The organism is Ruegeria sp. ABF4_144 (assembly GCF_056160045.1).
Map to the genome: position 1 here is coordinate 130,345 of NZ_JBSWWK010000002.1, position 26,108 is coordinate 156,452.

24 protein-coding genes and 1 tRNA gene are annotated in these 26,108 nt (G+C 56.8%); 16 read left to right on the forward strand and 9 right to left on the reverse strand.

Translation table 11 applies throughout. From position 1 onward, the window contains the following. The first annotated feature begins 17 nt into the window (after positions 1–17). From ACXAGD_RS18960 to ACXAGD_RS18970, 3 genes are all read left to right on the forward strand, one after another. Entirely contained in the window at positions 18–587 is a 570-nt protein-coding gene (locus ACXAGD_RS18960; RefSeq protein WP_475212901.1) for a carboxymuconolactone decarboxylase family protein, read from the forward strand. A gap of 279 nt (positions 588–866) precedes the next feature. Then, the gene (locus ACXAGD_RS18965) at positions 867–1,529 is read left to right on the forward strand and encodes a peroxiredoxin-like family protein (protein WP_475212902.1); all 663 of its coding nucleotides are present in this window, start codon (positions 867–869) and stop codon (positions 1,527–1,529) included. Positions 1,530–1,646: 117 nt separating this feature from the next. Continuing rightward, on the forward strand, positions 1,647–2,525 hold the full coding sequence (locus ACXAGD_RS18970) for a peroxiredoxin family protein (protein WP_475212904.1): 879 nt from the start codon (positions 1,647–1,649) through the stop codon (positions 2,523–2,525). A 289-nt stretch (positions 2,526–2,814) separates the two neighbouring features. Here ACXAGD_RS18970 and ACXAGD_RS18975 read toward each other — a convergent pair whose 3' ends face one another. Continuing rightward, entirely contained in the window at positions 2,815–3,750 is a 936-nt protein-coding gene (locus ACXAGD_RS18975; RefSeq protein WP_475212905.1) for a LysR family transcriptional regulator, read from the reverse strand. A gap of 39 nt (positions 3,751–3,789) precedes the next feature. Between ACXAGD_RS18975 and ACXAGD_RS18980 the strand changes: the two genes are divergently transcribed. Then, positions 3,790–5,097: an aminotransferase class I/II-fold pyridoxal phosphate-dependent enzyme gene (locus ACXAGD_RS18980; RefSeq protein ID WP_475212907.1), complete on the forward strand. Its 1,308-nt coding sequence runs from the start codon at positions 3,790–3,792 to the stop codon at positions 5,095–5,097. 218 nt (positions 5,098–5,315) lie between these two features. On the opposite strand, the gene ACXAGD_RS18985 is transcribed toward ACXAGD_RS18980, so the two are convergent. From ACXAGD_RS18985 to ACXAGD_RS18995, 3 genes are read right to left on the reverse strand one after another with little or no spacing between them, the layout of a single operon-like run. Next, on the reverse strand, positions 5,316–6,851 hold the full coding sequence (locus tag ACXAGD_RS18985; protein WP_475212908.1) for a trimethylamine methyltransferase family protein: 1,536 nt from the start codon (positions 6,849–6,851) through the stop codon (positions 5,316–5,318). Continuing rightward, positions 6,848–8,200 (reverse strand): MmgE/PrpD family protein, encoded by a 1,353-nt coding sequence (locus ACXAGD_RS18990; protein ID WP_475212910.1) that lies wholly within the window; start codon positions 8,198–8,200, stop codon positions 6,848–6,850. Before ACXAGD_RS18990 ends, ACXAGD_RS18985 begins: the two co-directional genes overlap by 4 nt. Beyond that, on the reverse strand, positions 8,197–9,309 hold the full coding sequence (locus ACXAGD_RS18995) for an alcohol dehydrogenase catalytic domain-containing protein (protein WP_475212911.1): 1,113 nt from the start codon (positions 9,307–9,309) through the stop codon (positions 8,197–8,199). The genes ACXAGD_RS18990 and ACXAGD_RS18995 overlap by 4 nt, the downstream gene beginning before the upstream one ends. A 158-nt stretch (positions 9,310–9,467) precedes the next feature. Between ACXAGD_RS18995 and ACXAGD_RS19000 the strand changes: the two genes are divergently transcribed. Both ACXAGD_RS19000 and ACXAGD_RS19005 read left to right on the forward strand, forming a co-directional pair. Continuing rightward, a complete protein-coding gene (locus ACXAGD_RS19000; protein ID WP_475212913.1) occupies positions 9,468–10,343 on the forward strand; it encodes a LysR family transcriptional regulator in 876 nt (291 codons plus the stop codon). 363 nt (positions 10,344–10,706) lie between these two features. After that, on the forward strand, positions 10,707–11,891 hold the full coding sequence (locus ACXAGD_RS19005; protein WP_475212914.1) for an aminotransferase class I/II-fold pyridoxal phosphate-dependent enzyme: 1,185 nt from the start codon (positions 10,707–10,709) through the stop codon (positions 11,889–11,891). A gap of 362 nt (positions 11,892–12,253) precedes the next feature. On the opposite strand, the gene ACXAGD_RS19010 is transcribed toward ACXAGD_RS19005, so the two are convergent. Both ACXAGD_RS19010 and ACXAGD_RS19015 read right to left on the reverse strand, forming a co-directional pair. Continuing rightward, positions 12,254–12,330: transfer RNA gene (locus tag ACXAGD_RS19010), tRNA-Pro, on the reverse strand. Positions 12,331–12,429: 99 nt separating this feature from the next. After that, on the reverse strand, positions 12,430–13,545 hold the full coding sequence (locus ACXAGD_RS19015; RefSeq protein WP_475212916.1) for a THUMP domain-containing class I SAM-dependent RNA methyltransferase: 1,116 nt from the start codon (positions 13,543–13,545) through the stop codon (positions 12,430–12,432). 288 nt (positions 13,546–13,833) lie between these two features. On the opposite strand from ACXAGD_RS19015, the gene ACXAGD_RS19020 reads away from it, so the two are divergent. The 6 genes from ACXAGD_RS19020 to nqrF are packed head-to-tail and all read left to right on the forward strand — an operon-like array spanning position 13,834 to position 19,694. Further along, the gene (locus ACXAGD_RS19020) at positions 13,834–15,177 is read left to right on the forward strand and encodes a Na(+)-translocating NADH-quinone reductase subunit A (RefSeq protein ID WP_475212917.1); all 1,344 of its coding nucleotides are present in this window, start codon (positions 13,834–13,836) and stop codon (positions 15,175–15,177) included. Positions 15,178–15,182: 5 nt separating this feature from the next. Beyond that, a complete protein-coding gene (locus ACXAGD_RS19025; RefSeq protein ID WP_475212919.1) occupies positions 15,183–16,391 on the forward strand; it encodes an NADH:ubiquinone reductase (Na(+)-transporting) subunit B in 1,209 nt (402 codons plus the stop codon). After that, positions 16,384–17,199, forward strand: a complete 816-nt coding sequence (locus tag ACXAGD_RS19030) for a Na(+)-translocating NADH-quinone reductase subunit C (RefSeq protein WP_475212920.1) — start codon at positions 16,384–16,386, stop codon at positions 17,197–17,199. The genes ACXAGD_RS19025 and ACXAGD_RS19030 overlap by 8 nt, the downstream gene beginning before the upstream one ends. Beyond that, positions 17,199–17,852, forward strand: coding sequence for an NADH:ubiquinone reductase (Na(+)-transporting) subunit D (locus ACXAGD_RS19035; protein ID WP_475212921.1), 654 nt, complete (start codon positions 17,199–17,201; stop codon positions 17,850–17,852). The genes ACXAGD_RS19030 and ACXAGD_RS19035 overlap by 1 nt, the downstream gene beginning before the upstream one ends. Beyond that, positions 17,852–18,460 (forward strand): NADH:ubiquinone reductase (Na(+)-transporting) subunit E, encoded by a 609-nt coding sequence (nqrE, locus tag ACXAGD_RS19040; protein WP_050603817.1) that lies wholly within the window; start codon positions 17,852–17,854, stop codon positions 18,458–18,460. The genes ACXAGD_RS19035 and nqrE overlap by 1 nt, the downstream gene beginning before the upstream one ends. A gap of 10 nt (positions 18,461–18,470) precedes the next feature. Next, entirely contained in the window at positions 18,471–19,694 is a 1,224-nt protein-coding gene (gene nqrF / locus ACXAGD_RS19045; RefSeq protein WP_475212922.1) for an NADH:ubiquinone reductase (Na(+)-transporting) subunit F, read from the forward strand. Positions 19,695–19,729: 35 nt separating this feature from the next. Here the strand turns inward: nqrF and tviB are convergent, their stop codons facing one another. The 3 genes from tviB to ACXAGD_RS19060 all read right to left on the reverse strand — a co-directional run bounded on the left by tviB (position 19,730) and on the right by ACXAGD_RS19060 (position 22,650). Continuing rightward, positions 19,730–21,013 (reverse strand): Vi polysaccharide biosynthesis UDP-N-acetylglucosamine C-6 dehydrogenase TviB, encoded by a 1,284-nt coding sequence (gene tviB / locus ACXAGD_RS19050; RefSeq protein ID WP_475213486.1) that lies wholly within the window; start codon positions 21,011–21,013, stop codon positions 19,730–19,732. 14 nt (positions 21,014–21,027) lie between these two features. Then, a complete protein-coding gene (locus ACXAGD_RS19055; protein ID WP_475212924.1) occupies positions 21,028–22,041 on the reverse strand; it encodes a GDP-mannose 4,6-dehydratase in 1,014 nt (337 codons plus the stop codon). A gap of 84 nt (positions 22,042–22,125) precedes the next feature. Then, a complete protein-coding gene (locus ACXAGD_RS19060) occupies positions 22,126–22,650 on the reverse strand; it encodes a CBS domain-containing protein (RefSeq protein ID WP_475212926.1) in 525 nt (174 codons plus the stop codon). A gap of 151 nt (positions 22,651–22,801) precedes the next feature. On the opposite strand from ACXAGD_RS19060, the gene ACXAGD_RS19065 reads away from it, so the two are divergent. The 4 genes from ACXAGD_RS19065 to ACXAGD_RS19080 all read left to right on the forward strand — a co-directional run bounded on the left by ACXAGD_RS19065 (position 22,802) and on the right by ACXAGD_RS19080 (position 26,061). After that, entirely contained in the window at positions 22,802–22,960 is a 159-nt protein-coding gene (locus ACXAGD_RS19065) for a hypothetical protein (protein WP_475212927.1), read from the forward strand. A gap of 65 nt (positions 22,961–23,025) precedes the next feature. Beyond that, positions 23,026–24,051: an FAD:protein FMN transferase gene (locus ACXAGD_RS19070; RefSeq protein ID WP_475212929.1), complete on the forward strand. Its 1,026-nt coding sequence runs from the start codon at positions 23,026–23,028 to the stop codon at positions 24,049–24,051. A gap of 15 nt (positions 24,052–24,066) precedes the next feature. After that, positions 24,067–24,309, forward strand: a complete 243-nt coding sequence (gene nqrM / locus ACXAGD_RS19075; protein ID WP_475212932.1) for a (Na+)-NQR maturation NqrM — start codon at positions 24,067–24,069, stop codon at positions 24,307–24,309. Positions 24,310–24,372: 63 nt separating this feature from the next. Then, positions 24,373–26,061, forward strand: a complete 1,689-nt coding sequence (locus ACXAGD_RS19080) for a sulfatase-like hydrolase/transferase (RefSeq protein ID WP_475212935.1) — start codon at positions 24,373–24,375, stop codon at positions 26,059–26,061. Positions 26,062–26,108 lie beyond the last annotated feature (47 nt).

Sequence of the window (26,108 nt, forward strand, 5' to 3'; positions counted from 1 at the left end):
CTGGTAAGGAACAGCAAATGGCAACCTATGCACAGCACACGGTAGACACAGCTCCTGAAGGGTCCAAGCCAATCCTCTCAGCGATCAAAAGCAAAATGGGCTTTGTGCCAAACCTGATGGCAACAATGGCGGAATCCCCTGTTCTGGTCGAAAGCTACATGACCATGATGGGCATCTTCGAGAAAACGGATCTGACGCCCACCGAACGCGAAATCATTCTGATGACGAATAACCGTCTGAACGGCTGCACCTATTGCATGGCGGCGCACACGGTCGTGTCGAAGATGGCGGGAATGGATGACAGTGTGATCACAGCATTGCGCGCGGGTTCACCAATTGCGGACGCCAAACTTGAAGCGCTTCGCAGTTTTGCCGAAACCATCAACGAAACGCGAGGATGGGCCAGTGTTGAGCAGGTCGATGCTCTGATCGAGGCCGGATATTCAAAGCAGACCGTGCTTGAGGTGATCGCCGGGACGGCACTCAAAGTATTGTCGAACTACACAACCCATATCGTGAACCCGCCACTCGACAAGGCATTTGAGCCGATGGCTTGGGAGCCGGAAACGGCTGCAACAGCAGAATAGTCAGACTTCCCTCTCGCCTCGCTTGGCTGAATTCGCATTAGATCGCCAGAAATCCGGACATCCGGCAAACAAGTGTCGCGCTTTTCGCGCGGCGCTGTTTTGTTTTGCAGGCTGGGTTTGTTCCAATTGAGGTCCGCAAATTGGATCATTCGTTTTTTGAATAACCCTTACTCGAAATGGTCAGCTACCACCGTTTTCTCAAAGGGCCAAATATCAGAACAGGCGGCACGAAAGATCCCTGAGCCGACCAGAGAACGAAATCTTAGAAGTGGAAAAGACATGACCCTCCAAGACAAACTCGACGGCTTCAAAGCCCAATTCAAGACCATGGCTCCCGAAGGCGCTTTCGAAGCCTTTGCCCGTTCGACACAAGAGCTTATCGACAGCGGTCAGGCCGAGCGCGCGCTGAAAGCGGGCGACGCTGTGCCTCACTTTGTGCTGACGGATTCTGATCGCAATCCCGTCGCGTTGAAGGACCTGTTAGCCAATGGGCCGGTGGTTCTGACGTTTTACCGCGGTGTTTGGTGCCCCTACTGCAATATCGAGCTGAAAGCGCTTGAGGAGGTTGCAGAGAACATTCGTGCACGTGGTGCGACGCTTGTCGCAATCTCGATGCAGGGCGCTGCCGACAGCCGAAAGTCGCAGAAGGACAATGAACTGAGTTTCCCGATCCTGACGGACAAGAACGGCGAACTAGCCGAAAAGCTTGGCATCCGCTGGACGCTGCAAGACTACGTCATTCCGATCCATGACGGGTTTGGCGTCCACTTGCCGAGCATCCATGGCGACGGTCAGTGGAACCTGCCGATGCCTGCGCGCTTTGTCGTCGATACCGATGGCACCATCGCTTATGCCGAAGTGAATCCCGACTATACGCGCCGTCCTGAACCTGTGGACCTGTTCCCTGTTCTCGACAGCCTGATGACACCAGCTACTGCGTAACTCGGTTGCGCGCCTTGTGATGCGGGGCGCGCGCCATTCATCCTCTTTGCCCTCAGGTTTTTGTTGAGCGATGAGCCACCGCGGGCAATCTGACCAGACCTCGAAAGGACTTTCGAAATGAAAGGCAAACTTATTCTTCCCTACATCATGTTGAACTTGCTGTCCGGCGTCGGCTCGGCCGTCATGTTCTGGATGTCAGGCTATGACCCAATCTGGATCGGCACATTTTTTGCAACGTTCACGATGCCGTTCTTCCTGATGGTGTTGAGCCAAGCCTTTAGTATTGTTCGGACCTCAAAGAACCTGCCAGTGATTCAGATCATCAACCTTTCTGCCTTAGCTTGGGTGATCTACCAAATCGCCGCGCGCGGCGGTTTCACAGCAACCAGCGAGTACTTCGCCGTAGGGCTGGCCTTGTTTGGTGCGATCACTATGCAATGGTACATTCATATCTTCTCGAACTATGGCCGCAAGCCAAGCGCAGCCATCGTGAAAGGAAAAGCACTGCCTGAATTATCGCTGCAACGTCTGGACGAGACCAACCTGACCTCCGCGTCCTTTATGGGCGAAAAGACCCTGTTGGTATTTTTTCGCGCCAATTGGTGCCCCTTCTGCATGAATCAGCTCAAAGAAGTGAAAGCAAAGGCGGATCAACTGGCACAGGCGGGTGCGAAGGTGAAGTTTATCTCGAACCAAGGCATCAAGAACTCGAAAAAACTGGCCAAAGACCTGAAACTGCCTGCGCATTTCGAAATCCTTCAGGACAATGATTTGGCGGCTGCAAAGGCATTGGGGATCGAAGATATGGGCGGCGCTCCGTCCGGGATGCCCGGTTACCCCATCGATACGGTCAAAGCGACAGTTGTTGCGCTTGATCAAGACGGCAAGGTCATCTTCGGCGATGAGACGGACAACTACCGCATTCGCCCTCATCCCGACACGTTTCTGCATGTTTTCGAACCGCGCGGCAGCGTCAGGGCCTTTTCAGCCGCCTAAGTGGTTCGATTAACTAAGACTAGGTGCCGCGCGCTCTTGCGCGGCACGTTTTTGTTCTGAGAACGCAAGAGAAAACGCCGTAGGTGAATCCGTTTCAGAAACTTGAACCATCGTTCACCTTGGGCCGGGAATTAAAGCGGATGGCAGCACCTGCAAGAGGGACCACACTGGGCCGTCCACATCCGTGCAGACGTCCACGAAGTCCGGATGGTGTGCTTGTTCCTACAGTAGCGGTGAGGTCACGCAAGCCAGCACCGCACAATGCTAGAATTTCGCTTTAGGTCCTGGCTCAACCTGATAGCAAAGCGACAACTTGATCCGTTTCGGGTCTTCGTCTCGACTGTTGTGGAACTTGGATCACGAGACATCGGTCCGTTTGGCAGGATTGTGCATGCGCAGTCGTTAACGCTCCTGATGCCAGGGCCGTTTCGATGAGACACAAATGCCCCATCAAAACGCCTGCGCCAGCTTTGGCCTCTTCGACGGCAAGGCTGTAGAGCGAGAACTGAGGTCCGCGTTGTTCATCGCGCAGTTTGTAACCCGTTTTGCGGGACCATGTGGCCCAATCGTCCTTCCAAACCTGATCGTGCAGCAAGGGAACATCATCAAGACCGTGTTCTACCTGTACCCGTTCCAGAAGAGTGGGTGCACAGACCGGAGTGATGACGTCCTGGCTGACCACAATTTGGTTGGGTGAACTGTCCGGCGGGGCGAAAAAGATCGACAGATCGAAAAGCTCGCGCGCAAGGCTTGGTGGAGATTCCATTGCGGTGACGGAAAAATTGACGTCTGGAAGCTGCGCCCTGATCTGGCGCAGTCGTTTGGGCAGCCAGAGTTGGGCTATGCTGGGCAGGGCTGCGATATGAAAATCGGCTTTGGGCTTGAGGTTACGCAACGCTCGGGCCGCATCGGCCATTTGGTCAAATGCCACAGTGAATTCCGGGACAAGAGACTGCCCCTCAGGTGTCAGCTCAACGCCTTGGGCATTACGACGAAAGAGCGGCGCACCTGCCCAACCTTCCAGCGCCTTGATGTGTTGAGAAATTGCGCCCGGCGAGACGCTCAGCTCTTCTGCTGCAGCAGCAAAGCTGACGTGACGGGCAGCTGCTTCAAAGGCACGCATGGCATTTAGCGGAGGGCCCTTTGGGCGTCTGGGAGCAACGCTCATATCTCTAGCCTTAGTTTTTCTACGCCAAGAAATAGCAATTCTGCTTTGCGATGTCACGGGGCAGGCGTCACATTGGACAAAACAGGAGATCACCAGATGACACTTGCACAAAGAGACTGGGTGCCCGCGACATGCGAAACCATGATCCAGGACATTGCGACAAAGGCTGCCACGACGCCGTCGGGCGATCTTTTGGCCCGGATCGAGACACTGGCAGAGGAAAACCGCCGCATTCATGAAAAAGAGTGCTTCAACCTCAACCCAGCGACAAATGTGATGAACCCCAAGGCCGAGCTGCTTTTGTCTTCGGGTATCGGATCTCGGCCTTCGCTGGGTTACCCCGGAGACAAATATGAAATGGGGCTGGAGGCAATTGAAGAGATTGAAGTCATCGCCGCAGAACTGTGCGCCGAGGTTTTTGATGCTCGGTTTGCTGAGGTCCGGGTGCCTTCAGGTGCAATTGCCAACCTCTATGGGTTCATGGCGACGTGCAAGCCGGGCGACACCATCATCGCTCCGCCTGCGTCGATCGGCGGGCATGTGACCCACCATTTGGCAGGTTGCGCGGGGCTTTTCGGTCTTAAGATAATTGAGGCACCTATTAATGCAGATGGCTACACCGTCGATCTTGATCAGCTTCGCAGCCTCGTAAAAACCGAAAGGCCAAAGCTGATCACGATTGGCGGCAGTCTCAATCTCTTTGAGCATCCGGTCGCCGATGTCCGCGCCATAGCCGATGAAGTCGGTGCGAAAGTCATGTTTGACGCTGCCCATCAATGCGGCATCATTGCCGGGCGCGCGTGGTCGAACCCGTTGAAAGAGGGTGCGCATTTCATGACCATGAGCACTTACAAGAGCCTCGGTGGCCCGGCCGGAGGGCTGATCGTTTCAAATGATGCCGAAATTGCCAAAGCACTTGATGCTATCGCGTTTCCTGGCATGACCGCCAATTTCGATGCCGCCAAGACAGCAGCGCTTGCGGTCACCATGTTGGATTGGAAGGAATATGGCCCAGCATACGCACAAGAGATGATCGCCATGTCCAAAGCACTGGCCGAAGCTCTGCATACGCAAAGCGTTCCAGTCTTCGCTGGCAAGGATGGTTTTACCAATTCTCACCAGTTTGCTGTTCTCGCAAATCCCTTCGGCGGCGGGCAGGCGGCCTCGAAACAGTTGCGCAAAAGCGGGTTCCTGTCTTGCGGCATTGGCTTGCCCGTCGCACCGGTAGAGGGTGACATGAATGGTCTGCGCATCGGCACGCCCGAGTTGGTCCGCTGGGGCATGACGTCTGACGATGCAGAGCGCTTGGCCAACCTCATCAAGCGAGGCCTGAGCGACGAGCCTATTCTGCCGGAGGTATCCGCGTGGCGTAGTGAGTTCGACAAGGTCCATTTCGTGAATTGAGGTCACAGCAGCGACTTGAGCAAAATTCACGGGGTGGAGCCAAGAATGGCGCTACCCTTGGTGGCCATCGTTCTTCAGTTTTCGCAAAGCAGTCGTTGACGCGGTGGCGGTGGGCTGTGGGGTTGTTGCACGTTTGCGAGATTTGGAAACATTCAAATGCCGCCAATGCCGCGCGATTGATCAGAGGTCGAACTTGATGTCGGTGCCCAAGAAACAAATCATGCCCATCGAGCTGAAATTTCGGGGAACCGTTTATGAATGGCCTCGCTGAGCTCAGCTCCGAAAACCGCCGTCGCATCGGCTGCAAGTATGTCTTTGACCCGTTTTCGCGCCGCGTCGAGGGCTGAGGGTGCACCCGCATCCGCCCAGGCTTGAGGTGTGGCACGATCAGCGAGATCGGGATAGTAATAATCGCTTTGCATGCGCCGCAGGGTTTGTCCGCTGCCCAAAAAATGTCCCGGTCCATTCAGGCAGATGTCTCGGATTACATCAAAGGCCAAAGCGTTGTCGTTGACCATGAAACCCCGTGTCGCGCGAAGAACCGAGCCGATCAAGTCGTTGTCCAACACAAAGCTCTCTTTGCTGGCCGCCAGAAGCGATCCATACATACCTGCGGCTTCATAGATAAGGTTCGCCCCCGCTAAGGCGCTGAGAAGTTCAGTGATGCCTTTCTCATAACCCGCCTGAAAGTCGGGCACCTTACTGTCCGTCATGCCCGCGCTGACGGCGCAGGGGATGCCGTAGTATTGCGCCATCTGGGCGCAGGCCGCCATCAATACGCCTTGCTCGGCACTGCCACCCGACATCGCCCCAGTACGCAGGTCGCTGACAAAGGGCAGGGCGCCGAACAGCGCCGGATGGCCTGGGCTTAGCAGATTCACATAGACCAGCCCCGCCAAGACTTCGGCCGTTTGCTGTGCGACTGCACCGGCAAGCGGCGCGGGGCTTGTGGCCCCGGCCTGCCCGGCGGAGACGAGTTTTAGGGGTGTGCCGGTCTCAGCAGCGCACTCGATGATGCTAAGTGCTTCTTCGGCGAAGGTCAGGGGCGGTACAACGAAACAGGTGGAAACACAACAAAACGGGCGTGCGCCCCACGCGTCCTCTCCGCCCGAGATCATGTGGAACATCTCGATGGCGTCGCGCATCGTGCTAGCGGATGTAAACGACGTTCCGATCGGTTTGGCCGTGCCCGCTGCGCAGGCATAAGCCGTGTTCAACTCCATAGCGTGGGTGTCTTGGATGTCGCGTGCCACGACCGTGCGCTGGAACATGTGAATATTTGGCAGCACCTGGGCCAGACGGGCCATATCGTGAAGGTCGGTTAGGGTGCTGTCGCGCACCGTGCCGGTTTCGCTGTCGATGATGTGCACGGCTGCACCAGAGGTGCCCAGATGGATGCGTGTACCGCTTGGATCAAGGTCATATTCCGGCTTCTGACCAAACAGCGTGAACCCACGGCCGGCTGTTTGTAGGACACGTTCCACCATCCGGGATGGGAAGAGCAACCTACCAGCATCAGAGACAGACCCGCCCGCAGCTGTGACCGTCTCAATACAGCGAGGCGTTGCACTGGCGAGCCCGATTTCGGCAAGGATACGCAGCGCCGTCTGATGAATGGCGCGTACCCCTTCGGCATGGATCACCTGGTATTGACCGCCTTCAATGCCGGGCCAGATTGCGGCGCTTTGGCCCGAACCCGCACCACCTTGACGTTCCGCGTGCCGTGCGGCGCGGCCTGATCGTGTTCTGCTCATCGATGGGATCCCTGCTGTGCCAAGAGGGTGAGAATACCCGGTTGCTCAGGCCAGTTACGAAGTTTTGCGTCCCAGTTTCGGGAGACGGAGCCGACATTTGCCCGGAACTTTTGCCAGAGCTGGTCCACGCTCATGGGGTTTTGAGGCGCACCTAAGGGATAGATGCAGCATTCCTCAACAATCGTCCCGTCAGTTCGCGTGATAACCATGCGGTCGGGATCTTCCTTCGCATAGTTCAGATCAGGTCGCGCTGGAGCGAAGGGATGCACTCGGGTCCTGCCGATCAGTTCTGTCACATCAGGAGCATTCCAACATCCGGCTTCCAAGTCGGACAAGGTGAGCCCTCCGTCCAGGATCCCCATCGCAGCTACGAAGGGCAAGCTAAAGAGTGCTTCGGCGCGATTGTTCGGTTGCCCATATGGAAGTACGGCGGCGTGGAAATCAGGAAGATGCAGGTCGATCCGTTCAATTTCCTCCAGAGGCGTACGGTCGCGCAAGCCCAACGCACAGGTCATGATCCGGTGGGTATATCCACAGCTTGGCCATGGTTTGAAAACAAGGCCGTGCTTTGCCAATGCATATCCTTGGCCCAACTTGCCCAAGGCCGTATCAAATCGTCCAGCATCGATGCCGCCCATCAAGGCGGCCATGCCGCGTTTGTCGTGAAGAACATGCGCTTGGCCGGTCATCCCTGCCTGCGCCAGACAGGTGGCTTCGACCCCGGCACGTGCTGCGAAGCCTGCCTGGATCGGTTTGGCGTGAGATCCGAACTGGCAGGTAAATCCACTCGCGGTGCTGATCGCTAGGGACATAGCGTTTATTGTTTCTTCGGCAGACAACCCCATTATCCGACAACAGGCCGCCGCCGCTGCCGGAGCTCCGAGTGTCGCGGTGGAGTGCCAGCCCGCATCATAATGCTCAAAATTCATCACTTCGCCCAATCGGGTAATCACCTCAAATCCCGCAAGATAGGCGCGCGCTAGGTCTTTGCCATGGGTCTGAACTCCGGATACGGCAAGTATTGCTGGCAATAGCACCACGGTCGGATGCGTGTTTCCCGGAATCTCCCAATCGTCGAAGTCCAGCGCGTGGCCCGCGACGGCGTTCAAGAACGCAGCCTGCGGGCGTGAAGTTTTCATCTGATTGCCAATCACCTGCGCAGGGCCATCTGAACCCATCGTTCGGACCCCGTTCCGCGCCCTTGTCGCGACATAGGTGCGAGCGCCTGCGTGAATGCACCCAAGCGTGTCAATTACACCATCACGCAGAACGGCAAGTTTAGCCGCGTCCATGTTCAGCGGGTCTTCGGCGACGAAGCGGGCCAGACGTATCAATGGCGGTTGGGTCACCGGACCAGCCCATCGAACAGGATCACGCCGCGCCCGGGCTTTCCAGCGAGCATATCTTCCACAGCGACGTTGATCTGTTCAAGCGCGTAGCGCCGCCCGATTAGCTGATCGATGGGAAGGTTGCCCTGCATGTAATGCTGCGCATAGGCCACGAAATCGCGCGAGGTGAAGGCCGACCCGAAGATAGAGCCGGTGACGGTGATTTCCGCGCGCGTAACTTCGGTCGTTGGGAAGTCTATCGTCGCATCATTTTCATCCAGCCCGACAAACGTCACTTGCCCGCCGGGACGGCAGTAGTCGATCGCCGCCCGTTGCAGGGCGCGTTTTCCCACCGCTTCGAACACATGGTCCGCTCCATGTGTCGTGATTTGCGCGATCCGCATACTGGTATTCTCGCTGGCCAGAACGAATTCAGTGGCCCCTAACGCTCGGGCTTTTGCTTCGGTTCCTCGCATTGCATCAATGGCGATGATCTTAGCGGCACCTGCCAGTTTCGCCCCCATAATGATCGACAAACCGACGCCACCTGCGCCGATCACCACAACATTAGACCCAGGCGCTACCTTGGCCCTGTTCAGCGCAGCGCCAACGCCGGTTGTCACGGCGCATCCCAAAAGCGCGGCGACTTCGAACGGCACGACCTTGCTTACCCTAACGCAGCTTTCCTGCGGCACCACAGCGTGATCGGCCCAGCACGCCAGCATAGACAGATGCCGCACAGGGCCGTTGGCATTGGCCAGCCTGCAGGTTCCGTCCAACATGGTGCCGTCCCAGAGCGAGGATTTGTAGGTCTGACACAAATGGGTTTGCTCATGGGCGCAAAAGAAACAATCGCTGCAATAAGGAATCCAACTCAGCACGACATGATCACCGATTGCGAGATCGGTGACCCCTTCGCCCAATTCGATCACCTCGCCAGCGCCCTCATGGCCTAGCACGACGGGCAGGTCATGACTCGCTTGACCCGAGATCACGTGGTAGTCGGAATGACAGACGCCAGCAGCCCCCATACGGATCAATACCTCGCCTGCACGCGGCATATCGAGGTGCAGTTCTTCCACCACAAGCTGTTCATGCCTGCCATACATCACGGCGGCGCGTGTCTTCATGACAATAACAGCCCTTTTGACCCTTTTGGCCCATCCTGCTTGAGAGGTGACATGACGCGCCTTTCGGAATGCGATTGCCTGTTAGGGAACTCTATTTGCCCTTGTCCGTTGTCAGAACGCCTGAAACACTTATACCTATTATTCCGTGGAGGAATGGTATGGCGGTACTGAATTGGAAACGTCTGACCGCGTTCGAGGCCGTTGCCCGGCATCGAAATTTCACCCGCGCTGCACAAGAACTGAACGTCCAGCAGCCCGCGGCCAGCAGACGCGTGGCCGAGCTTGAAGCGGAACTGGGCGTAAAACTATTGAACCGAACTCGGCCCTTTGCGACGCTCACGCGGGAAGGCGAGGTGCTGTATCGGGGCATCTCGGGGGGCATAACGCAAGTCCACAGCGCAATGGAGCAAGTGCGCCAGCACCCGAGCCAGGAACGTTTGACCATCGACACCACCATCGGTTTTGCCAGTTGCTACCTGATGAAGCGCCTGCCCGAATTTCGGGCCATGCATACGGGCATTTCGATAGAGTTAATCTCTCGGGACCAGAACGACGCTTATGGTCGGCAGAGCGATATCGTGATCGCTTTCGACAATCCGGATCGCTTGCCTGGAATGCGAAAGGCTTTGATTTTTGAGGAGTGCATGGTCGCAACTGCCCGACCAGACGTGGCGGCCTCGATCGGTGAAGACCTAAAAGCGCTTTCAGAGCACGCGCTACTCTATCTGACAATGGGCCTTCACACCGACGACTGGACTACATTCTTTGACGGAACGGGGCTTGTTCCACCCGCTCCGTCCTCTGATCAGAAGTATACCAGCTTCATGGTCTACCTTCAGGCGGCCTTGAACGGAGATGGCGTCATCCTTGGCTGGGAGACATTGCTTCAGGAACATTTCAATCACGGGTTGCTTGCACCAATCACCGACCGGCGCATCAAGACACATCGTGGCTATTTTGGCTGTCAGATGCCTCGCGCAGCAGATCGAAAGTCTGCTGGAAAATTCCTCGATTGGATTGCTGGTCAAGGTTAGAAACTTCGATGGTTTGCTGATGCTCTTAATCCGGCGGGCAGCGTTTGAGCTTCCCTGGCCGTTTTTGGGGCCGTACCTGGCCGTGCCAACTGGGCAATAGTCCGAAGATGCCTCGAATGCCCTCACCATGGCCGTGGGGAGCTTCGCGCCGTTATGGCACGTTCACAACACCCATCGACTAGACGATCAGAGCACAATTTAATGTCCACTCAATACCGCCTGTGAAATAGCGGTGCCGAAGTGCTGCAAAGTCAAATGGCAAAAAGGCTGCAAAATGCCCATGGGTCAGCTAACAATATCATATTCGACACAACGGTATTCCCAGTGCGATCGCGTCGCCGAAATTTGAGTAGGGAGAGTGTAATGTCCATAATCGCCCACAGAGCGGACGCCGCCGCGCGTTCTATCCAGAAAGTTGAAGCCTTTTTTACGTCTTACAATGCTGCAGTAAGGGAAACACCTGCGGTCGCTGATTTCACATTCGGTAATCCGCATGAATTGCCCTTGCCCAATGTCGTGGATGCCCTGAAGACACACGCCGAGCCTCAAAGTGTTGACTGGTTTGCATATAAGACCAACGAAGCAGAGCCATGCGCCTTTTTGGCAGACGCATTATCCAGAGAGTTGGGGCTGTCTTTTGACGCAGAAGACATTGCGTTGACCAAAGGCGCTTTCGGCGCAATCAAAATGTGTTTCACCATGCTTCTCGAGCCGGGGGACGAATGCATTGTACCGTTACCGGGTTGGTTTTGTTATGGACCAATGCTGGCAGCTGCCGACGCCAGAGAAGTGCCAGTGTCGCTAGATCCTGATAACTTTGATCTCGACCTCGAAGCCATCGCCAATGCCATAACCGCGCGCACGAAGATCGTGGTCGTGAATACTCCACACAACCCGACTGGTCGTATTTACTCGCGTTCAGATTTGCAGCGGCTTGCCGACTTGCTCGAAGTTAAGTCGTCTGAAATCGGACATCGTATTTGGATATTGTCTGATGAACCCTATCGCCGTATCCGGTTCGATGGCATTGGTTTTACGTCGCCCGCCGCCGTTTATCCGCACACACTCATTGACTACTCATACGGAAAAATCCTCCTCGCCCCGGGCCTGCGTCTCGGCTATCTCGCTATCTCGCCAACCTTGCCTGCAGCAGAGCGAAAAGAGCTTCAAACGCGGCGGTTTGCTGTGCAGATGGCGGATGGCTGGAATGTCCCGGATGCTCCTTTGATCTATGCACTGCACGATCTTGAAAACGTCTCAATTGACATTGCCGCGTTGGCTCGTCGACGCGAACGTATGCTTGGTGCTTTGGGTCAGTGGGGATACAATATGACAAGGCCCGAAGGCACCTTCTATCTCTGGGGACGAGCCCCGGGCGGCGACAGCAATGCCTTCGCCGAGTGTCTAAAGAACCAAGGCGTTTATGTCATGCCCGGAACGGTCTTTGATCGTCCAACCGATTTTCGTATTTGCCTTACCGCTACTGATGAAATGATAGAAAACGCGATGCCCGCGTTTCAGGCCGCTGCGAACCAATTACAGGAATGAGAAACTGGCGTCGGATGCATGCCTAGGAATTTCGATTGAATCGCTGTGTGTTCCATTAGGTGAAAAAACCGCCCAAAGCACTCTGGATCATAGGTGTAGATGACACACCAGTCCGTGTGAACAGTGTCGAAGCCACCAAACCAGCCACAAGATCCGGTCAGGACCCAAAGCGCTGTTTGGTGAGCTAGCAGATCCGCTGGTCAGTCCCCGAGCAGTCTCTTGGTCTCCGAGGAAAAGAATCCACATCGACAAAGTGAGGAGATGGAGGATGAGTGTTGATTGTTATCGCAAACCGCAACGCCTAACAAAAAAAACAGGGAATTTTTGAGAGGCGAGAACTTTGCGTAAGTATCTAGTTTGATTGGTCGGAGTGAGAGGATTCGAACCTCCGACCCCTGCCTCCCGAAGACAGTGCTCTACCAGGCTGAGCTACACTCCGACCGTGGCGGGTGATCTATACCTGAGGATTTGGATGTGCAAGAGGGATTTTGATATCCCTCGCAGGATTTCCAAGCTCGCGAATGATGCAAAATTTCTGTCAGGGCAGGGGATCGGTTCGGTACAGCCGAATTTTCGTGCCGCCGTGATCCACTACGGGCCCTGGGGCCAACAAAGGCAGGCGGGTTGCGCGAGCAAGCGACTGGTTGCTGGTCACGATACCCGCGCGCCAGCCGCTGAACCGAGACATCAGAACTTTCCCAAGGCTGCCGTACAAGGAACGCAGGCGCTTTTCGTCTCCGATTCTGGCGCCGTAGGGCGGGTTTACGATGATCAGCCCTGCAGGACCAGACGGGGGTTTGATGTCGCTGACCGACTTGCATTGAAACTGGGTGTGTTTGGCTACTTCGGCACGTTCGGCGTTGGTGCCGGCCGCCTCAACCGCGCCTGCGTTCCGGTCCGACCCGTAGAATAGCTTGTCTGTTGCTGAGTGAGTTGCGCTGTTTTTCAGGGCGGCCCAGACTTCTGAATCGAACCCGTGCAGGTTCTCAAACGCAAAATGGCGCGACCGTCCGGGGTTCAGCCCCAAAGCAATCTCGGCAGCTTCGATAACAAAAGTCCCCGAGCCGCACATTGGGTCCAAAACGGGCTCTGATCCGTCAAAAGCGCACTCACGTAAGAACATCGCTGCCATCGTTTCGCGCATCGGTGCCTTGGCAACGGCTGGCTTATGGCCGCGTTTGTGCAAAGGCTCGCCCGAGGTGTCGACGGATAAGGTGCAGATATCCTTTTCGATGCGCAGCAAGACGCGCAGGTTCGCGTCGGATGAAATAGGCGCACCCAGTGTTTCCGTGATCGCGCGCTCAATTCTCTGTCGGGCGGCACCGGCGTGATAGATACGGGACTTGCGGCTGGTGGCTTCGACCTTGACCGGAACGTCAGGGCGTAAAACATCAGACCAAGGAAACTTGCGTGCCCGTTTGTCGAGCTGCGCCAGATGAACTGCGGGAAAGCTGCCCAACCGGACCAATACCTTATTGGCCCCGCGCAGACACAGATTTGCGCGCCAGACCTCGGGCCAGTCGCCGCGGCAACTTACGCCGCCGTGTACGATTTTGGCACCTGCGAATCCCTTTTCGGCTGCTTCGGCGTGCAAAGGCGCTTCAAGCCCTGGTGTGGCTACAAGAAAAATCTCAAGATCGCTCGTCTGTTCCATTGGATTTGCTTACACTGGAAGCATTCCGGGTGCGACACGCAAATTAGGCTGCGACAAATCGTATGTCTTCCAACGAAAGTGACATCTAAAGTTTAGTTTTTGCGGTAACAGGTTTGCTTTTAGTATCGTCCGCGCGTAAAGGACGCCCAATCAGAACTACGCCCGCGGAATTCGGACGCATTTCGACGCTTTTGCGACGACTGTTTGAGAATACTGCGTTATTGTCTGACCCTGAAAAGGTGTCGGCATGGCTGGCACAGTAAAAGAGGCTTGGAAGACAGTAGCGACATGCAAACTTTCAAACTGAAAAAAGGGTTGGAGTTGCCGGTGCAGGGTGCACCGGAACAAACCATCCATCCGGGACCAGAATTCAAAACCGTCGGAGTGTTAGGGAGCGATTACCTTGGTCTGAAACCACGTATGCTGGTTCAGGAAGGTGACGCAGTCCAACGCGGCACGCCGCTGTTCTGCCACAAGGACGCGCCTGAGGCGATGATGGTGGCCCCGCTTAGCGGTAAGATCGTGGCGATCAACCGTGGTGCTCGCCGCGTGCTGCAGAGCGTTGTGATCGAGGTATCGGACTACAACGACAACGGCATCGATTTCTCGGGTGTGGGCAGCGCGGACAGCGCCGAAGGTGTGGCTGAAAAGCTTTGCGCGGCGGGTTTGTGGACAGCATTTCGCACGCGCCCCTATTCGAAAATGCCGGTGCCGGGCACACAACCCGCGGCGATTTTCGTCACCGCGATGGATAGCGAGCCGCTTGCGGCCGACGCGGCGGTGATCATTGCCGATGCTGGTGACGCTTTCGCCGCTGGCTTGGGCGCGATCTCCAAGCTGACCGAGGGCAAAACCTATCTTTGCCACAGGGACGGTGATTCCATTCCGGGTGCGGATGTGGCGGGTGTTGAAGCCGCAGCTTTCTCGGGCCCGCACCCTGCAGGTCTGGCAGGCACGCATATTCACTTCCTCGAGCCGCTGGCTGGTGACAAGCAGGTCTGGACCATCGGTTATCAGGACGTAATCGCCATTGGCCGACTGTTCCAATCTGGTCACTTGGACCCTAATGTAGTTATTGCCCTCACCGGTCCCGGCGCGCGGCAACCACGTCTGATCCGCACTGTGATGGGCGCCTCGACCGATGATCTGATCCGTGATGAGGCCGACGTTGAAGGCCCTGCCCGGATCATCTCAGGCTCAATCCTGTCCGGAACGCAGGCCGATGGTCCGACCGCCTATCTGGGACGTTTCGCGCGGCAGGTTTCGATCATTCGTGAAGATCACGACCAGCACACTATGGGCTGGATTCTTCCGATGCCGTCGAAATACGCGATCCAGCCTGTGCTGGGTTCGGCGTTCGCGCGCAAGCTCTACAAACTGACGAGCAACCTGAACGGTGGCCGTCGCGCAATGGTGCCCACGGGCACGTTCGAAGAGCTGATGCCGCAGGACTACCTGCCGACTCAGCTGCTGCGCGCGCTGCTGGTGATGGACACCGATACCGCTCAGGCTCTGGGTGCGCTGGAGCTGGACGAAGAGGATCTGGGCCTTGTCGGCTTTGCCTGTCCGGCGAAATATGAATACGGGCTGGCGCTGCGCGACTGCCTGACCAAAATTGAAAAGGAGGGCTGATCCGAATGGGTTTGCGCAGCTTCTTTGACCGGATTGAGCCGAACTTTACCAAGGGCGGCAAGTACGAGAAGTATTTCCCCATCTACGAGATGGTCGAAAGCTTCATCTACACTCCGAAAACCGTAACCACCGTCGCGCCCCACGCGCGGTCCTATGTGGATATGAAGCGGATCATGACTTACGTCGTGATCGCGACGATCCCGTGCATCCTGTGGGGGATGTGGAACACTGGCTATCAGGCCAATTCTGCGATCGCGGCCTTGGGCGCAGATGCCGCCACCGGCTGGCGGATTGCCCTTTTGCAGATGTTCGGCATTTCGCTGGAACCCTCCAGCATCTTCGCCAATGTCATGCACGGGCTGCTCTACTTCCTGCCGATCTATATCGTGACGCTGGTCGCAGGTGGTATTTTCGAGGTCATCTTCGCCACCGTCCGTGGCCACGAGGTAAATGAAGGTTTCCTTGTTACCTCAATGCTTTACACGTTGATCATGCCCGCAAGCACACCCTTGTGGCAGGTCGCCTTGGGGATCATCTTTGGCGTCGTAATCGGTAAAGAGGTGTTTGGCGGAACAGGTAAAAACTTCCTCAACCCCGCGCTGGTCGGCCGAGCGTTCCTGTATTTCGCCTATCCGGCGCAGATGTCGGGTGACTCGATCTGGACGCCGGTTGACGGGTTCTCGGGCGCGACGGCGCTGGCTGTCTCCGCCGCTGATGGGATGCAGGCGCTTGCTGCCGAGGGCATCACATGGTGGAGCGCCTTCTACGGCACCATTCAGGGCAGCTTTGGTGAGACCTCAACGCTGGCCTGTATTATAGGTCTGGCATTCCTGTTAGTGACCAAGATTGCCAACTATCGCCTGATCGTCGGCTGTCTGGGTGGGACGATCGTGTTCACCTTGCTGCTGAACCTGATCGGCTCGAACACCAATCCGATGTTTGCGATGCCCTGGTACTGGCATGTTGTGTTGGGCGGCTATGCGTTTGGTCTGGCCTTCATGGTCACCGAACCGGTATCCGCAAGCCATACCAATCTGGGTCGCTACATCTATGGTGCGCTGATCGGTGTCATGGTTGTGCTGATCCGTGTCCTTAACCCGGCTTTCCCCGAAGGCATGATGCTCGCCATCCTGTTCGGTAACGTCTTTGCGCCGCTGATCGACTACTTCGTCGTTCAGGCCAACATCAAACGGAGGGCGCGTCGCCATGTCTGATACGCAATCCCAAGAACCCAAGGGCGCGATTGCCAAGTTTCTGGCAGCCTCGCCGGACTCAGTTGGCAAGACAATCTTCATCGCCGTGGCCGTCTGTCTTGTGGCCTCGATGGTGGTGTCCGCTGCTGCGGTCAGCCTGCGCCCTGTGCAGGAAGCCAACGCGCTGAAGGACAAGCAGGTCAACGTCCTGCAGGTGGCGGGTGTTTACGAGCCCGGCATCGATGTGTCCGAAGCTTTTGCTGCGTTTGAACCGCACGTGCTGGAACTGGCCACCGGCGAGTTCGTCGACGACCAGTTCGACCCTGCCACTTTCGATGACATTGCCGCTGCCAGCGATCCCGAGCTGAGTGTCGCGCTGGATGACGACCCGGCAGGGATCGGCCGAAAAGCAAAGTACCGTGTTATCTACCTGCTGCGTGACGATGCAGGCGATCTGGACAAAGTGATCCTGCCGCTGCACGGTTATGGGCTGTGGTCTACGCTCTATGGCTTTATCGCGTTGGAGAACAACGGCAACGATATCTACGGTCTGCAGTTCTATCAGCATGGTGAGACCCCGGGCCTTGGTGCCGAGGTGGACAACCCGCGCTGGAAAGCGCTGTGGAGCGGTAAGAAGTTGCGCGACGAAGCGGGCGATCTGCAGATCACCGTCGCAAAATCGCAGCCCGCCGCGGGCCCCGATTTCTATGTCGATGCGCTGGCTGGTGCCACGCTGACGTCCGTCGGTGTCGATAACCTGGTAAGATTCTGGATGGGTGATGCGGGCTACGCTCCGTTCCTCGCCAAACTGCAAGCAGGAGAGTTCTAATGTCTCAGACCAAGAAAGAGATGCTGGTCGACCCGCTTGTCGACAACAACCCGATCACATTGCAGGTTCTGGGCATCTGTTCCGCATTGGCGGTTACGTCCTCGCTGCAGGTGGCCTTTGTGATGGCGCTGGCGGTGACCTTCGTGACCGCGTTTGCGTCGATGTTCATCTCGATCCTGCGGAACCAGATACCGGGCTCGATCCGGATTATCGTGCAAATGGTGATCATCGCGTCACTTGTGATCCTGGTTGATCAGGTCCTCAAGGCTTATGCCTTCCAAATCTCGAAAACCCTTTCGGTTTTCGTCGGCCTGATCATCACCAACTGTATCGTGATGGGGCGCGCCGAAGCGTTTGCAATGAAGAACCCGCCAATGGCGTCATTCATCGACGGACTGGGCAATGGTATGGGTTATGGCCTGATCCTGCTGCTGGTCGGGTTCATTCGGGAGCTGTTCGGCGCCGGATCACTGTTCGGCGTGACCATTCTGCAAACCGTCAACAACGGTGGCTGGTACGTGCCCAACGGCATGCTGCTTCTGCCTCCGTCGGCGTTCTTTATCATCGGTCTGATAATCTGGGCCTTCCGCACATGGAAGCCGAACCAGGTGGAAGAACGTGAATACAAAATCCAGCAGGTAGAGGCCCACTGATGGAAGGTCTGATCTCACTGGCCGTAAAGGCCATCTTTGTCGAAAACCTTGCGCTTAGCTTCTTCCTCGGGATGTGTACTTTCATCGCCGTGTCCAAGAAGATTTCGACCGCGCTGGGTCTGGGCATCTCGGTCATGGTCGTTCAGGCAATCACCGTACCCGCCAACAACCTGCTGCTGAACTATCTGCTGAAGCCAGGCGCACTGGCCTGGGCCGGGTTCCCGGATGTGGACCTGACTTTCCTTGGTCTGATCTCCTATATCGGCGTCATTGCGGCGATGGTTCAGATCCTCGAGATGGTCTTGGATAAGTATTTCCCGCCGCTCTACAACGCGCTGGGGATCTTCCTACCGCTGATCACAGTGAACTGCGCCATTCTGGGCGGCTCGCTGTTCATGGTGGAGCGCGACTACAACTTTGCCGAGGCCGCTACCTATGGTCTGTCCTCCGGCTTTGGTTGGGCGCTGGCAATCACCGCAATGGCCGGGGTTCGGGAAAAGCTGAAATATTCGGACATTCCCGACGGCCTGCAGGGTCTGGGAATCACTTTTATCACCGCGGGACTGATGGCGATGGCCTTCATGTCTTTCTCGGGCGTGAAACTGTAAGGAGGGGCCCATGGAAACGTTTAGCCTTGGCGTAGTCCTCTTCACCCTGATCGTCATCGCATTGGTGGCGATTATTCTGGCGGCTCGCTCGAAACTGGTTTCGACCGGTGATGTAAACATCACCATCAATGGTGAAAAGACCATTTCGGTGCCTGCGGGTGGCAAGCTGTTGCAGACACTTGCGGCGGAAAAACTGTTCGTCCCCTCCGCTTGCGGCGGTGGCGGCACCTGCGCACAGTGTCGGGTGAAAGTGCATTCCGGCGGCGGATCGATCCTGCCCACCGAAGAAAGCCATATCACCAAACGCGAAGCATCTTGCGGTGACCGTCTGTCCTGTCAGGTCGCTGTCAAGCAGGACATGGACATCGAAGTTCCGGAAGAGGTCTTTGGCGTCAAGAAGTGGGAATGCACCGTACGCTCGAATGAAAACGTCGCGACCTTTATCAAAGCATTGACACTGGACCTGCCCGAAGGCGAGGATGTGAATTTCCGCGCCGGAGGCTATATCCAGATCGAAGCCCCCGCGCACGCGTTGAAATACACCGACTTCGACGTGGAAGAGGAATATCGCGAAGATTGGGATCGCTTCAACCTGTGGCAGTACGAATCTGTCGTGAACGAACCGATCGAACGCGCCTATTCGATGGCCAATTATCCGGATGAAAAAGGCATGATTATGCTGAACGTCCGCGTGGCGTCGCCGCCTCCGGGATCGGAAGGTATCCCTCCGGGTCAAATGTCATCGTACATCTTCAACCTAAAGCCGGGCGACAAAGTCACGATCTCGGGTCCGTTTGGCGAATTCTTTGCCCGCGAAACCGAGAAAGAGATGGTCTTCATCGGCGGTGGTGCCGGTATGGCGCCGATGCGCAGCCACATCTTCGACCAGCTCAAGCGTCTTGAGAACCGTAACCGCAAGATCAGCTTCTGGTACGGTGCGCGCTCGAAGAAAGAGATGTTCTTTGTCGAAGATTTCGACTCACTGGCCAAAGAGTTCGATAACTTTGAATGGCACGTGGCCTTGTCGGATGCGCAGCCCGAGGACGATTGGAAAGGCTATACCGGCTTCATCCACAACGTTCTGTTCGAGGAATACCTCAAGAACCACCCCGCACCCGAAGATTGCGAATTCTACATGTGTGGCCCGCCCATCATGAACCAGTCGGTCATCAATATGCTGCTGGATCTGGGTGTAGACCGCGAAGACATCATGCTCGACGATTTCGGCGGGTAAGAAATAGAAAACCGGCGCATAAGGCGCCGGTTTTTTTAAAGCCGCAGGTCGCTGGCCTCTTTGGGCAGACAGGATTTAACGTCGAAGACAACGCTCTGATCCTTGCCATAGGCGCGCACCTGCGCGGGGTCGAGGTCCAGAAACTCCCGATGCGCAACCGCCAGTATAACGGCGTCATAGGTGGCATTCTGGGGGTTTTCGATCAGTGAGATTCCATATTCAGCCTGAGCCGCGTGTGAATCGGCATGGGGGTCGTGGACATCTACAGTAACGCCATAATCCTGCAATTCTTCGATGATATCGACAACGCGCGTGTTGCGCAGGTCCGGGCAGTTTTCCTTGAAGGTCAAACCCATCACCAGCACTTGCGACGCGCCCACATTGATCCCGTCGCGCATCATCCGTTTGACCAATTGTGAGACCACGTAACCACCCATGCTGTCATTCAGCCGCCGCCCGGCCAGAATGATCTGTGGGTGATGGCCAACGGCTTCGGCCTTGTGGGTCAGGTAGTACGGGTCAACGCCGATACAGTGGCCGCCAACCAGACCGGGGCGGAAGGGCAGGAAGTTCCACTTGGTGCCGGCCGCCCGTAGAACGGCATCGGTATCGATATCCATGCGGCCAAAGATCATCGCCAACTCATTCGCCAGAGCGATGTTCAGATCACGTTGGGTATTCTCGATCACCTTCGCGGCCTCGGCCACACGGATGCTTTCGGCTTTGTGGGTGCCCGCCGCGATGACCCGGGCGTAGAGCCCATCCACCAGATCGGCCACTTCGGGGGTCGAGCCCGAGGTAACCTTGCAAATATCCGAAATCCTGTGTGTCTTATCGCCGGGGTTAATCCGCTCGGGGCTGTAGCCGGCAAAGAAATCGCGATTGAAGGTTAGGCCAGATGCTCGTTCCAGCACCGGCACGCAGTCTTCCTCGGTCGCACCGGGATAGACGGTGGATTCATAGATCACCAGATCACCGGGTTTCAGCAGCGAACCAACCAATTCAGAGGCCGCAAGCAAGGGTGATAAATCCGGCTGCTTGCCGTCAGTGATCGGGGTGGGGACAGTGACAATGTAGGTGTCGCACGCGGCAAGGTCGGACTTATCGGTCGTGAAAACCAAGTCCGACGCCGCCGACAGGTCTTCGGGTTCGACCTCTTGCGTGGCATCCTGTCCTACGCGCAGAGCCTCGATCCGATGTGGATTGATATCATAGCCCACAACAGGGCCGATCTTGCCGAAGGCCACGGCCAGCGGCAGACCGACGTAGCCAAGGCCGATAACAGCGATCCGACGGGAATTCGGGTTGGTCTCAAGCATCACAGCGCCTCGGGTCACTTGTTGTGGTAGTCGCGGAACCATTCGACAAATTGCGCGATCCCGTCTTTGAAATCCGTCTGCGGGCGGTAACCCGTCAGCCGTTGCAGCAGGTCGTTATCGGCCCATGTCGCAGGCACGTCGCCCATCTGCATCGGCATGTAATTGCGGATGGCCTTTTTCCCCAGAGCGTCTTCGATCGCTTCGACAAAGTCCATCAGCCGTACTTTGTCACCATTGCCGATATTAACCGCTCGCCACGGGGCTGCAGGTGAAAGACTGTCGCCTTCCTCGATCTCGTCCGGATTGTCAGGACGCACCGGGGGCACGTCAATCAGCAACCTGATCCCCCGCACGAGGTCTTCTACATAAGTGAAGTCACGATACATGTCGCCGTGGTTGTAGATGTCGATTGGACGCTCATCCAGAATGGCATCCACGAATTTATAAAGTGCAAGATCGGGCCGGCCCCAAGCTCCGTAGACGGTGAAGAACCTGAACATCGTGGTCGGCAGATTCCACAAATGGGCGTAGGAATGGCCCATCGCCTCATTCGCCTTTTTGGTTGCGGCGTAGATGGTCAGGGGGGTGTCGGCCTTTTCCACTTCGGTAAAGGGCATAACCTCGTTGGCGCCATAAACCGAGGACGTGGACGCCATCAGCAGGTGCTCAACCTCATGTTGCCGCGCGACTTCCATAACGTTAAAAGTGCCGACCACGTTCGAGTTAATATAGCTGCGTGGGTCTTCGAGGCTGTAGCGCACCCCAGCCTGTGCGGCGAGATGAACGATCACCTCGGGCTGGAACTCATCTGCGACCTGCATCAGGTGTTCGTGGTTTTCCAGTAAATCCTCGGTCGCCGAAAATCCGGGCGTTTGCAGCATCATCTGGTGGCGGCGCTGTTTAAGGGTGACGTCGTAATAGTCCGTCATCCCGTCATAGCCATGCACGCGGAATCCTTCAGACAGCAGTAGCTTGGCCAGATGGAATCCGATAAATCCCGCCGTTCCCGTGACCAGAACCCGTTTCATGCAACCCTCGACCTTAACGCAATCTTTGACGCATCAGGGATACTGTCACCGGGGCAAGGTCAAGGGGATTCTGGGCGAAATCGACTAGCCGACGATCATCTGTTTCATCCGCAGCGCTTCGTATTCCAGTTCTTTCAGGCGGAAATGCACAACGTCGCCAATGGTGATGACACCGACAAGGGTGCCGTCACGCAGAACCGGCATGTGACGGAACCGGCCTTCGGTCATGGTTTTCAGAACATCGTTCAGATAGTCATCCGGCGCGCAGGTCTTGACCTCACGCGTCATCAGGTCTTCGACCGCCTGCGGCAGGGTCTGGCCGGGCGTGTCCGCCATACGCCGCACGATGTCACGCTCGGACAGGATACCTTGCAGCGCGCCATTCTGATCGGTTACCAATACCGCACCGATCCGCTTTTCCTTCAACGTGTTGACCACGGAATGAACCGTCTCGTTCGGGCGCACCGAAAACACCGCATCCCCTTTACCTTCAAGCAACTTGGCCACGGTTGTCTGCGAGTGCGACAGGTTCGAGTCCGTCGATTGGCTGTACGTGGACTTGTCTGCCTTGTCGCCACGCGATGGCGATTGGTAAGAGGTTGGAGCCATGGGCAATCTCCTTCATGGTTCTTGCAAAGTCTTTCCCTTTCACCTTAGCGCAGCTAAACGACCTGTATAGGGTGCATTTGCACTGATCGGCGGAATCTCCCGCCTGCAGAGGAACCATAAGCCTTTGAGTGAACTGTATCTTACCCCACCAGTGGCTGCGTTGATTTTCTTCGCGGTGGTCGTTTGTGGCCACAATTTCCGCAAGGTGTGGAAACAGCAAGCTCCGGGATGGCAGAAACGGGCCTGGCTGTTTGGGGTGCCGGCGGGGATAGGTCTTTTGGTGTTGGGCTTTTTGCCGCTGAAGCTGTGACGCCGGTTTGACTCCGGCAAGGGTGGCTGGCATATGCCGGGCACTGAATTCTCGGAGACCACACCATGCGTCTTGTGCCCGTACTGGCCTTTGCCACACTTCTATCCGGCTGCCTATTCGACAAGGAGCCCGAAGTGGTCCGCCTGTCGGGTGAGACGATGGGCACGACGTTCAATGTCACCGCCATTGGTGAGGATCTGGACGAGGACGCCTTGGCCAGCGCGGTTCAAGAAACCTTGGCCGAGGTCAACGCCAAGATGTCGAACTGGGACCCGAATTCTGAGGTCTCAACCTTTTCCGCCGCAACCGGCACAGATCCCATGGCCGTATCCGCCGAATTCGCGCAGGTGATGACGGCCGCGAATGAAGTGCACGAGAAATCCGGCGGTATCTTCGACGTCACCCTGGGCCCGCTGATCGAGCTGTGGGGTTTTGGCCCGCGCACGCCAGAAGACCCGGTGCCCTCGGATGCTGAAATTGAGGCCGCGCTGAGTGGTGTCGGCCAAAACCGACTGCTGACTCTGGACGCCGAGGCGGGCACGCTTGCGAAGTCCGAACCCGGTGTGGGCATCAACCTGTCCGCCATCGCCAAAGGCTACGGTATCGACGCCGTTGCCGAGACGCTGCGCGAGGCTGGGATCGAGGATTATCTGGTTGAAATCGGCGGCGATCTGGTCACCAAAGGCCAGAACGACAAAGGTGACACCTGGCGGATCGGCATCGAAAAACCGCAGGCCGGCGCGCAGACCCCGCAGTTGATCGTGTCGGTGGGCGATCTGGGCATGGCCAGCTCGGGGGATTACAAAAACTTCTTCGAACAGGACGGTGTGCGCTATTCGCATATCATCGACCCAACAACTGGGCGCCCGATTATGCACCGGACAACCTCGGTTACCGTTCTGGCGGAAAACGCGATGATGGCGGATGCATGGGCCACCGCGATGCTGGCACTGGGGCAGGAAAAGGGCCTTGAACTGGCCGAAAAACATAAACTTGCTGTGTATTTCATCTCGCGGGATGTGACAGGCGGCGAAGAAGCTTATATCACCGTGCACAGCACTGCATTCAAAGACGCGATTGGCACCAACTAACCGGTAGGACCCACGATGAGCACCTTTATTCTGGCCTTCATTCTGCTGACCCTTGTTGTGGTGGGCATGTCGTTGGGCGTGATGCTGATGGGCAAGACCATCAAAGGCAGCTGCGGCGGCCTGAACGCGATCTCTGGTGCTGACAAATGCGTGGTGTGCCAGAAAGACGTCGACCCGAACTCGCCGCTGCGGGACAAGCTGCAGTGCAAGCGCGCCAAGAAGATGCTGGAACAGATGGAACGTCAGGCCGAGGCGTAATTTACGCTTCGCCCCGGGAAGAGAATTGGCTAACTAGGTCCCTGAATACCGGGGGACACTGCCATGGCCAAAGCCAAGAACATCCTGTTCATTATGTTCGACCAGCTGCGCTGGGACTACCTGAGCTGTTATGGCCACCCACATCTGCACACTCCGAACATTGACCGTCTGGCCAGGCGGGGCGTGCGGTTTGACCGCGCCTATATCCAATCCCCGATCTGCGGCAGCTCGCGCATGTCCACCTATACCGGCCGGTATGTGCATTCGCATGGTGCCTCGTGGAACGGCATTCCACTCAAGGTGGGCGAGATCACAATGGGCGACCACCTGCGTAAGGCGGGCATGGACTGCTGGCTGGTTGGCAAAACCCACATGAAAGCCGACGCTGAGGGGATGGCGCGGCTGGGTCTGGAGCCTGATAGCCTGATCGGTGCCCGCGTCGCGGAATGCGGGTTCGACGTATTTGAACGCGACGACGGTATGCGCCCGGAAGGCCCCGACGGGTTCTACGATCCGAACGGGGCGAGGAAATACAACGAGTACCTCACCGACAAAGGCTATGAGAGTGACAACCCGTGGCACGACTTTGCCAATTCCGGGCTGGATGCGGATGGCAACGTCCTGTCGGGCTGGTTCCTGAAAAATTCGTCCGAGGCGGCAAATATCGCCGAAGAGGACAGCGAAACCCCCTATCTGACGGGCCGCGGTATTGAATTCATGGAAAGCCATGACGCCCCGTGGTGCTGCCACCTGAGCTTTATAAAGCCGCACTGGCCTTACATTGTGCCCGAACCCTATGCCTCGATGTACGGACCTGAGCATGTGCTGCCCGTAGTCCGGTCCGAGGCCGAACGTGAGAAAACCCATCCGGTTCTACGCGCGTTCATGGATACTAAAATCGGCCAAACCTTTTCACGACAGGACGTGCGCGAGGCGGTGATCCCCGCTTACATGGGCCTGATCAAACAGGCCGACGATCAGATGGGCCGCCTGTTCGACTGGATGGAGAAAACCGGCCGGATGGACGACACGATGATTGTGTTGACCTCGGATCACGGTGACTTTCTGGGCGATCACTGGATGGGAGAAAAGACGTTCTTCCACGACGCCTCGACCAAAATGCCCCTGATCATTTACGACCCGTCACCCGAGGCTGACGCGACGCGCGGCACCGTCAGCGACGCATTGGTCGAGTCTATCGATCTCGCCCCGACCTTTGTGGATGTGGCGGGCGGCGACGTCGCGCCACATATCCTTGAGGGGCATTCGTTGCTGTCGATCTTACATGGCCAGCAAGATGAAACGCCACGCGATGTGGTGATCTGCGAATATGACTACTCAGCCTCACCAATCGCCGACATGTTGAATGCGTCGGTCCGCGATGCGGTGATGTTCATGGTAGCCAACAAGAAATGGAAGCTGATCCATTGCGAAGGCGGTCACCGGCCCATCCTGTTCGATCTGGAAAACGACCCGGACGAACTGACCGATTTGGGCGACAGTGCCGACCACTCTGAGGTCATCGCGGAAATGTACGACCTCCTCTTCGCCTGGGCCCGCCGCCCGTCGCAGCGGACAACGCGGTCGGAACAGCAACTGATCGAGATGCGTACAAAGAGCAGGGGCAGGGGTGTTGTCTTGGGCATTTATGACGAGAACGAAGCCTCGCTGGACTTGACCATCAAATACCGAGGGCGCAAAGCCCGGCCTTTTGCCGAATATATCGGCAAGAACAAACCGTCCGGGCATTAATTCTGTCTATGCACCGCCAAAAGGCGGTTCACCCGCCGTTGGTCAGG

What these genes read in the sequence shown, in the direction of transcription:
- ACXAGD_RS18960 (WP_475212901.1), top strand. Translation starts at nt 18, where the DNA reads ATGGCAACCTATGCACAGCACACGGTAGACACAGCTCCTGAAGGGTCC.
- ACXAGD_RS18965 (WP_475212902.1), top strand. Translation starts at nt 867, where the DNA reads ATGACCCTCCAAGACAAACTCGACGGCTTCAAAGCCCAATTCAAGACC.
- ACXAGD_RS18970 (WP_475212904.1), top strand. Translation starts at nt 1,647, where the DNA reads ATGAAAGGCAAACTTATTCTTCCCTACATCATGTTGAACTTGCTGTCC.
- ACXAGD_RS18980 (WP_475212907.1), top strand. Translation starts at nt 3,790, where the DNA reads ATGACACTTGCACAAAGAGACTGGGTGCCCGCGACATGCGAAACCATG.
- ACXAGD_RS18985 (WP_475212908.1), bottom strand. Translation starts at nt 6,851, where the DNA reads ATGAGCAGAACACGATCAGGCCGCGCCGCACGGCACGCGGAACGTCAA.
- ACXAGD_RS18995 (WP_475212911.1), bottom strand. Translation starts at nt 9,309, where the DNA reads ATGAAGACACGCGCCGCCGTGATGTATGGCAGGCATGAACAGCTTGTG.
- ACXAGD_RS19000 (WP_475212913.1), top strand. Translation starts at nt 9,468, where the DNA reads ATGGCGGTACTGAATTGGAAACGTCTGACCGCGTTCGAGGCCGTTGCC.
- ACXAGD_RS19005 (WP_475212914.1), top strand. Translation starts at nt 10,707, where the DNA reads ATGTCCATAATCGCCCACAGAGCGGACGCCGCCGCGCGTTCTATCCAG.
- ACXAGD_RS19015 (WP_475212916.1), bottom strand. Translation starts at nt 13,545, where the DNA reads ATGGAACAGACGAGCGATCTTGAGATTTTTCTTGTAGCCACACCAGGG.
- ACXAGD_RS19020 (WP_475212917.1), top strand. Translation starts at nt 13,834, where the DNA reads ATGCAAACTTTCAAACTGAAAAAAGGGTTGGAGTTGCCGGTGCAGGGT.
- ACXAGD_RS19025 (WP_475212919.1), top strand. Translation starts at nt 15,183, where the DNA reads ATGGGTTTGCGCAGCTTCTTTGACCGGATTGAGCCGAACTTTACCAAG.
- ACXAGD_RS19030 (WP_475212920.1), top strand. Translation starts at nt 16,384, where the DNA reads ATGTCTGATACGCAATCCCAAGAACCCAAGGGCGCGATTGCCAAGTTT.
- ACXAGD_RS19035 (WP_475212921.1), top strand. Translation starts at nt 17,199, where the DNA reads ATGTCTCAGACCAAGAAAGAGATGCTGGTCGACCCGCTTGTCGACAAC.
- nqrE (WP_050603817.1), top strand. Translation starts at nt 17,852, where the DNA reads ATGGAAGGTCTGATCTCACTGGCCGTAAAGGCCATCTTTGTCGAAAAC.
- nqrF (WP_475212922.1), top strand. Translation starts at nt 18,471, where the DNA reads ATGGAAACGTTTAGCCTTGGCGTAGTCCTCTTCACCCTGATCGTCATC.
- tviB (WP_475213486.1), bottom strand. Translation starts at nt 21,013, where the DNA reads ATGCTTGAGACCAACCCGAATTCCCGTCGGATCGCTGTTATCGGCCTT.
- ACXAGD_RS19055 (WP_475212924.1), bottom strand. Translation starts at nt 22,041, where the DNA reads ATGAAACGGGTTCTGGTCACGGGAACGGCGGGATTTATCGGATTCCAT.
- ACXAGD_RS19060 (WP_475212926.1), bottom strand. Translation starts at nt 22,650, where the DNA reads ATGGCTCCAACCTCTTACCAATCGCCATCGCGTGGCGACAAGGCAGAC.
- ACXAGD_RS19070 (WP_475212929.1), top strand. Translation starts at nt 23,026, where the DNA reads ATGCGTCTTGTGCCCGTACTGGCCTTTGCCACACTTCTATCCGGCTGC.
- nqrM (WP_475212932.1), top strand. Translation starts at nt 24,067, where the DNA reads ATGAGCACCTTTATTCTGGCCTTCATTCTGCTGACCCTTGTTGTGGTG.
- ACXAGD_RS19080 (WP_475212935.1), top strand. Translation starts at nt 24,373, where the DNA reads ATGGCCAAAGCCAAGAACATCCTGTTCATTATGTTCGACCAGCTGCGC.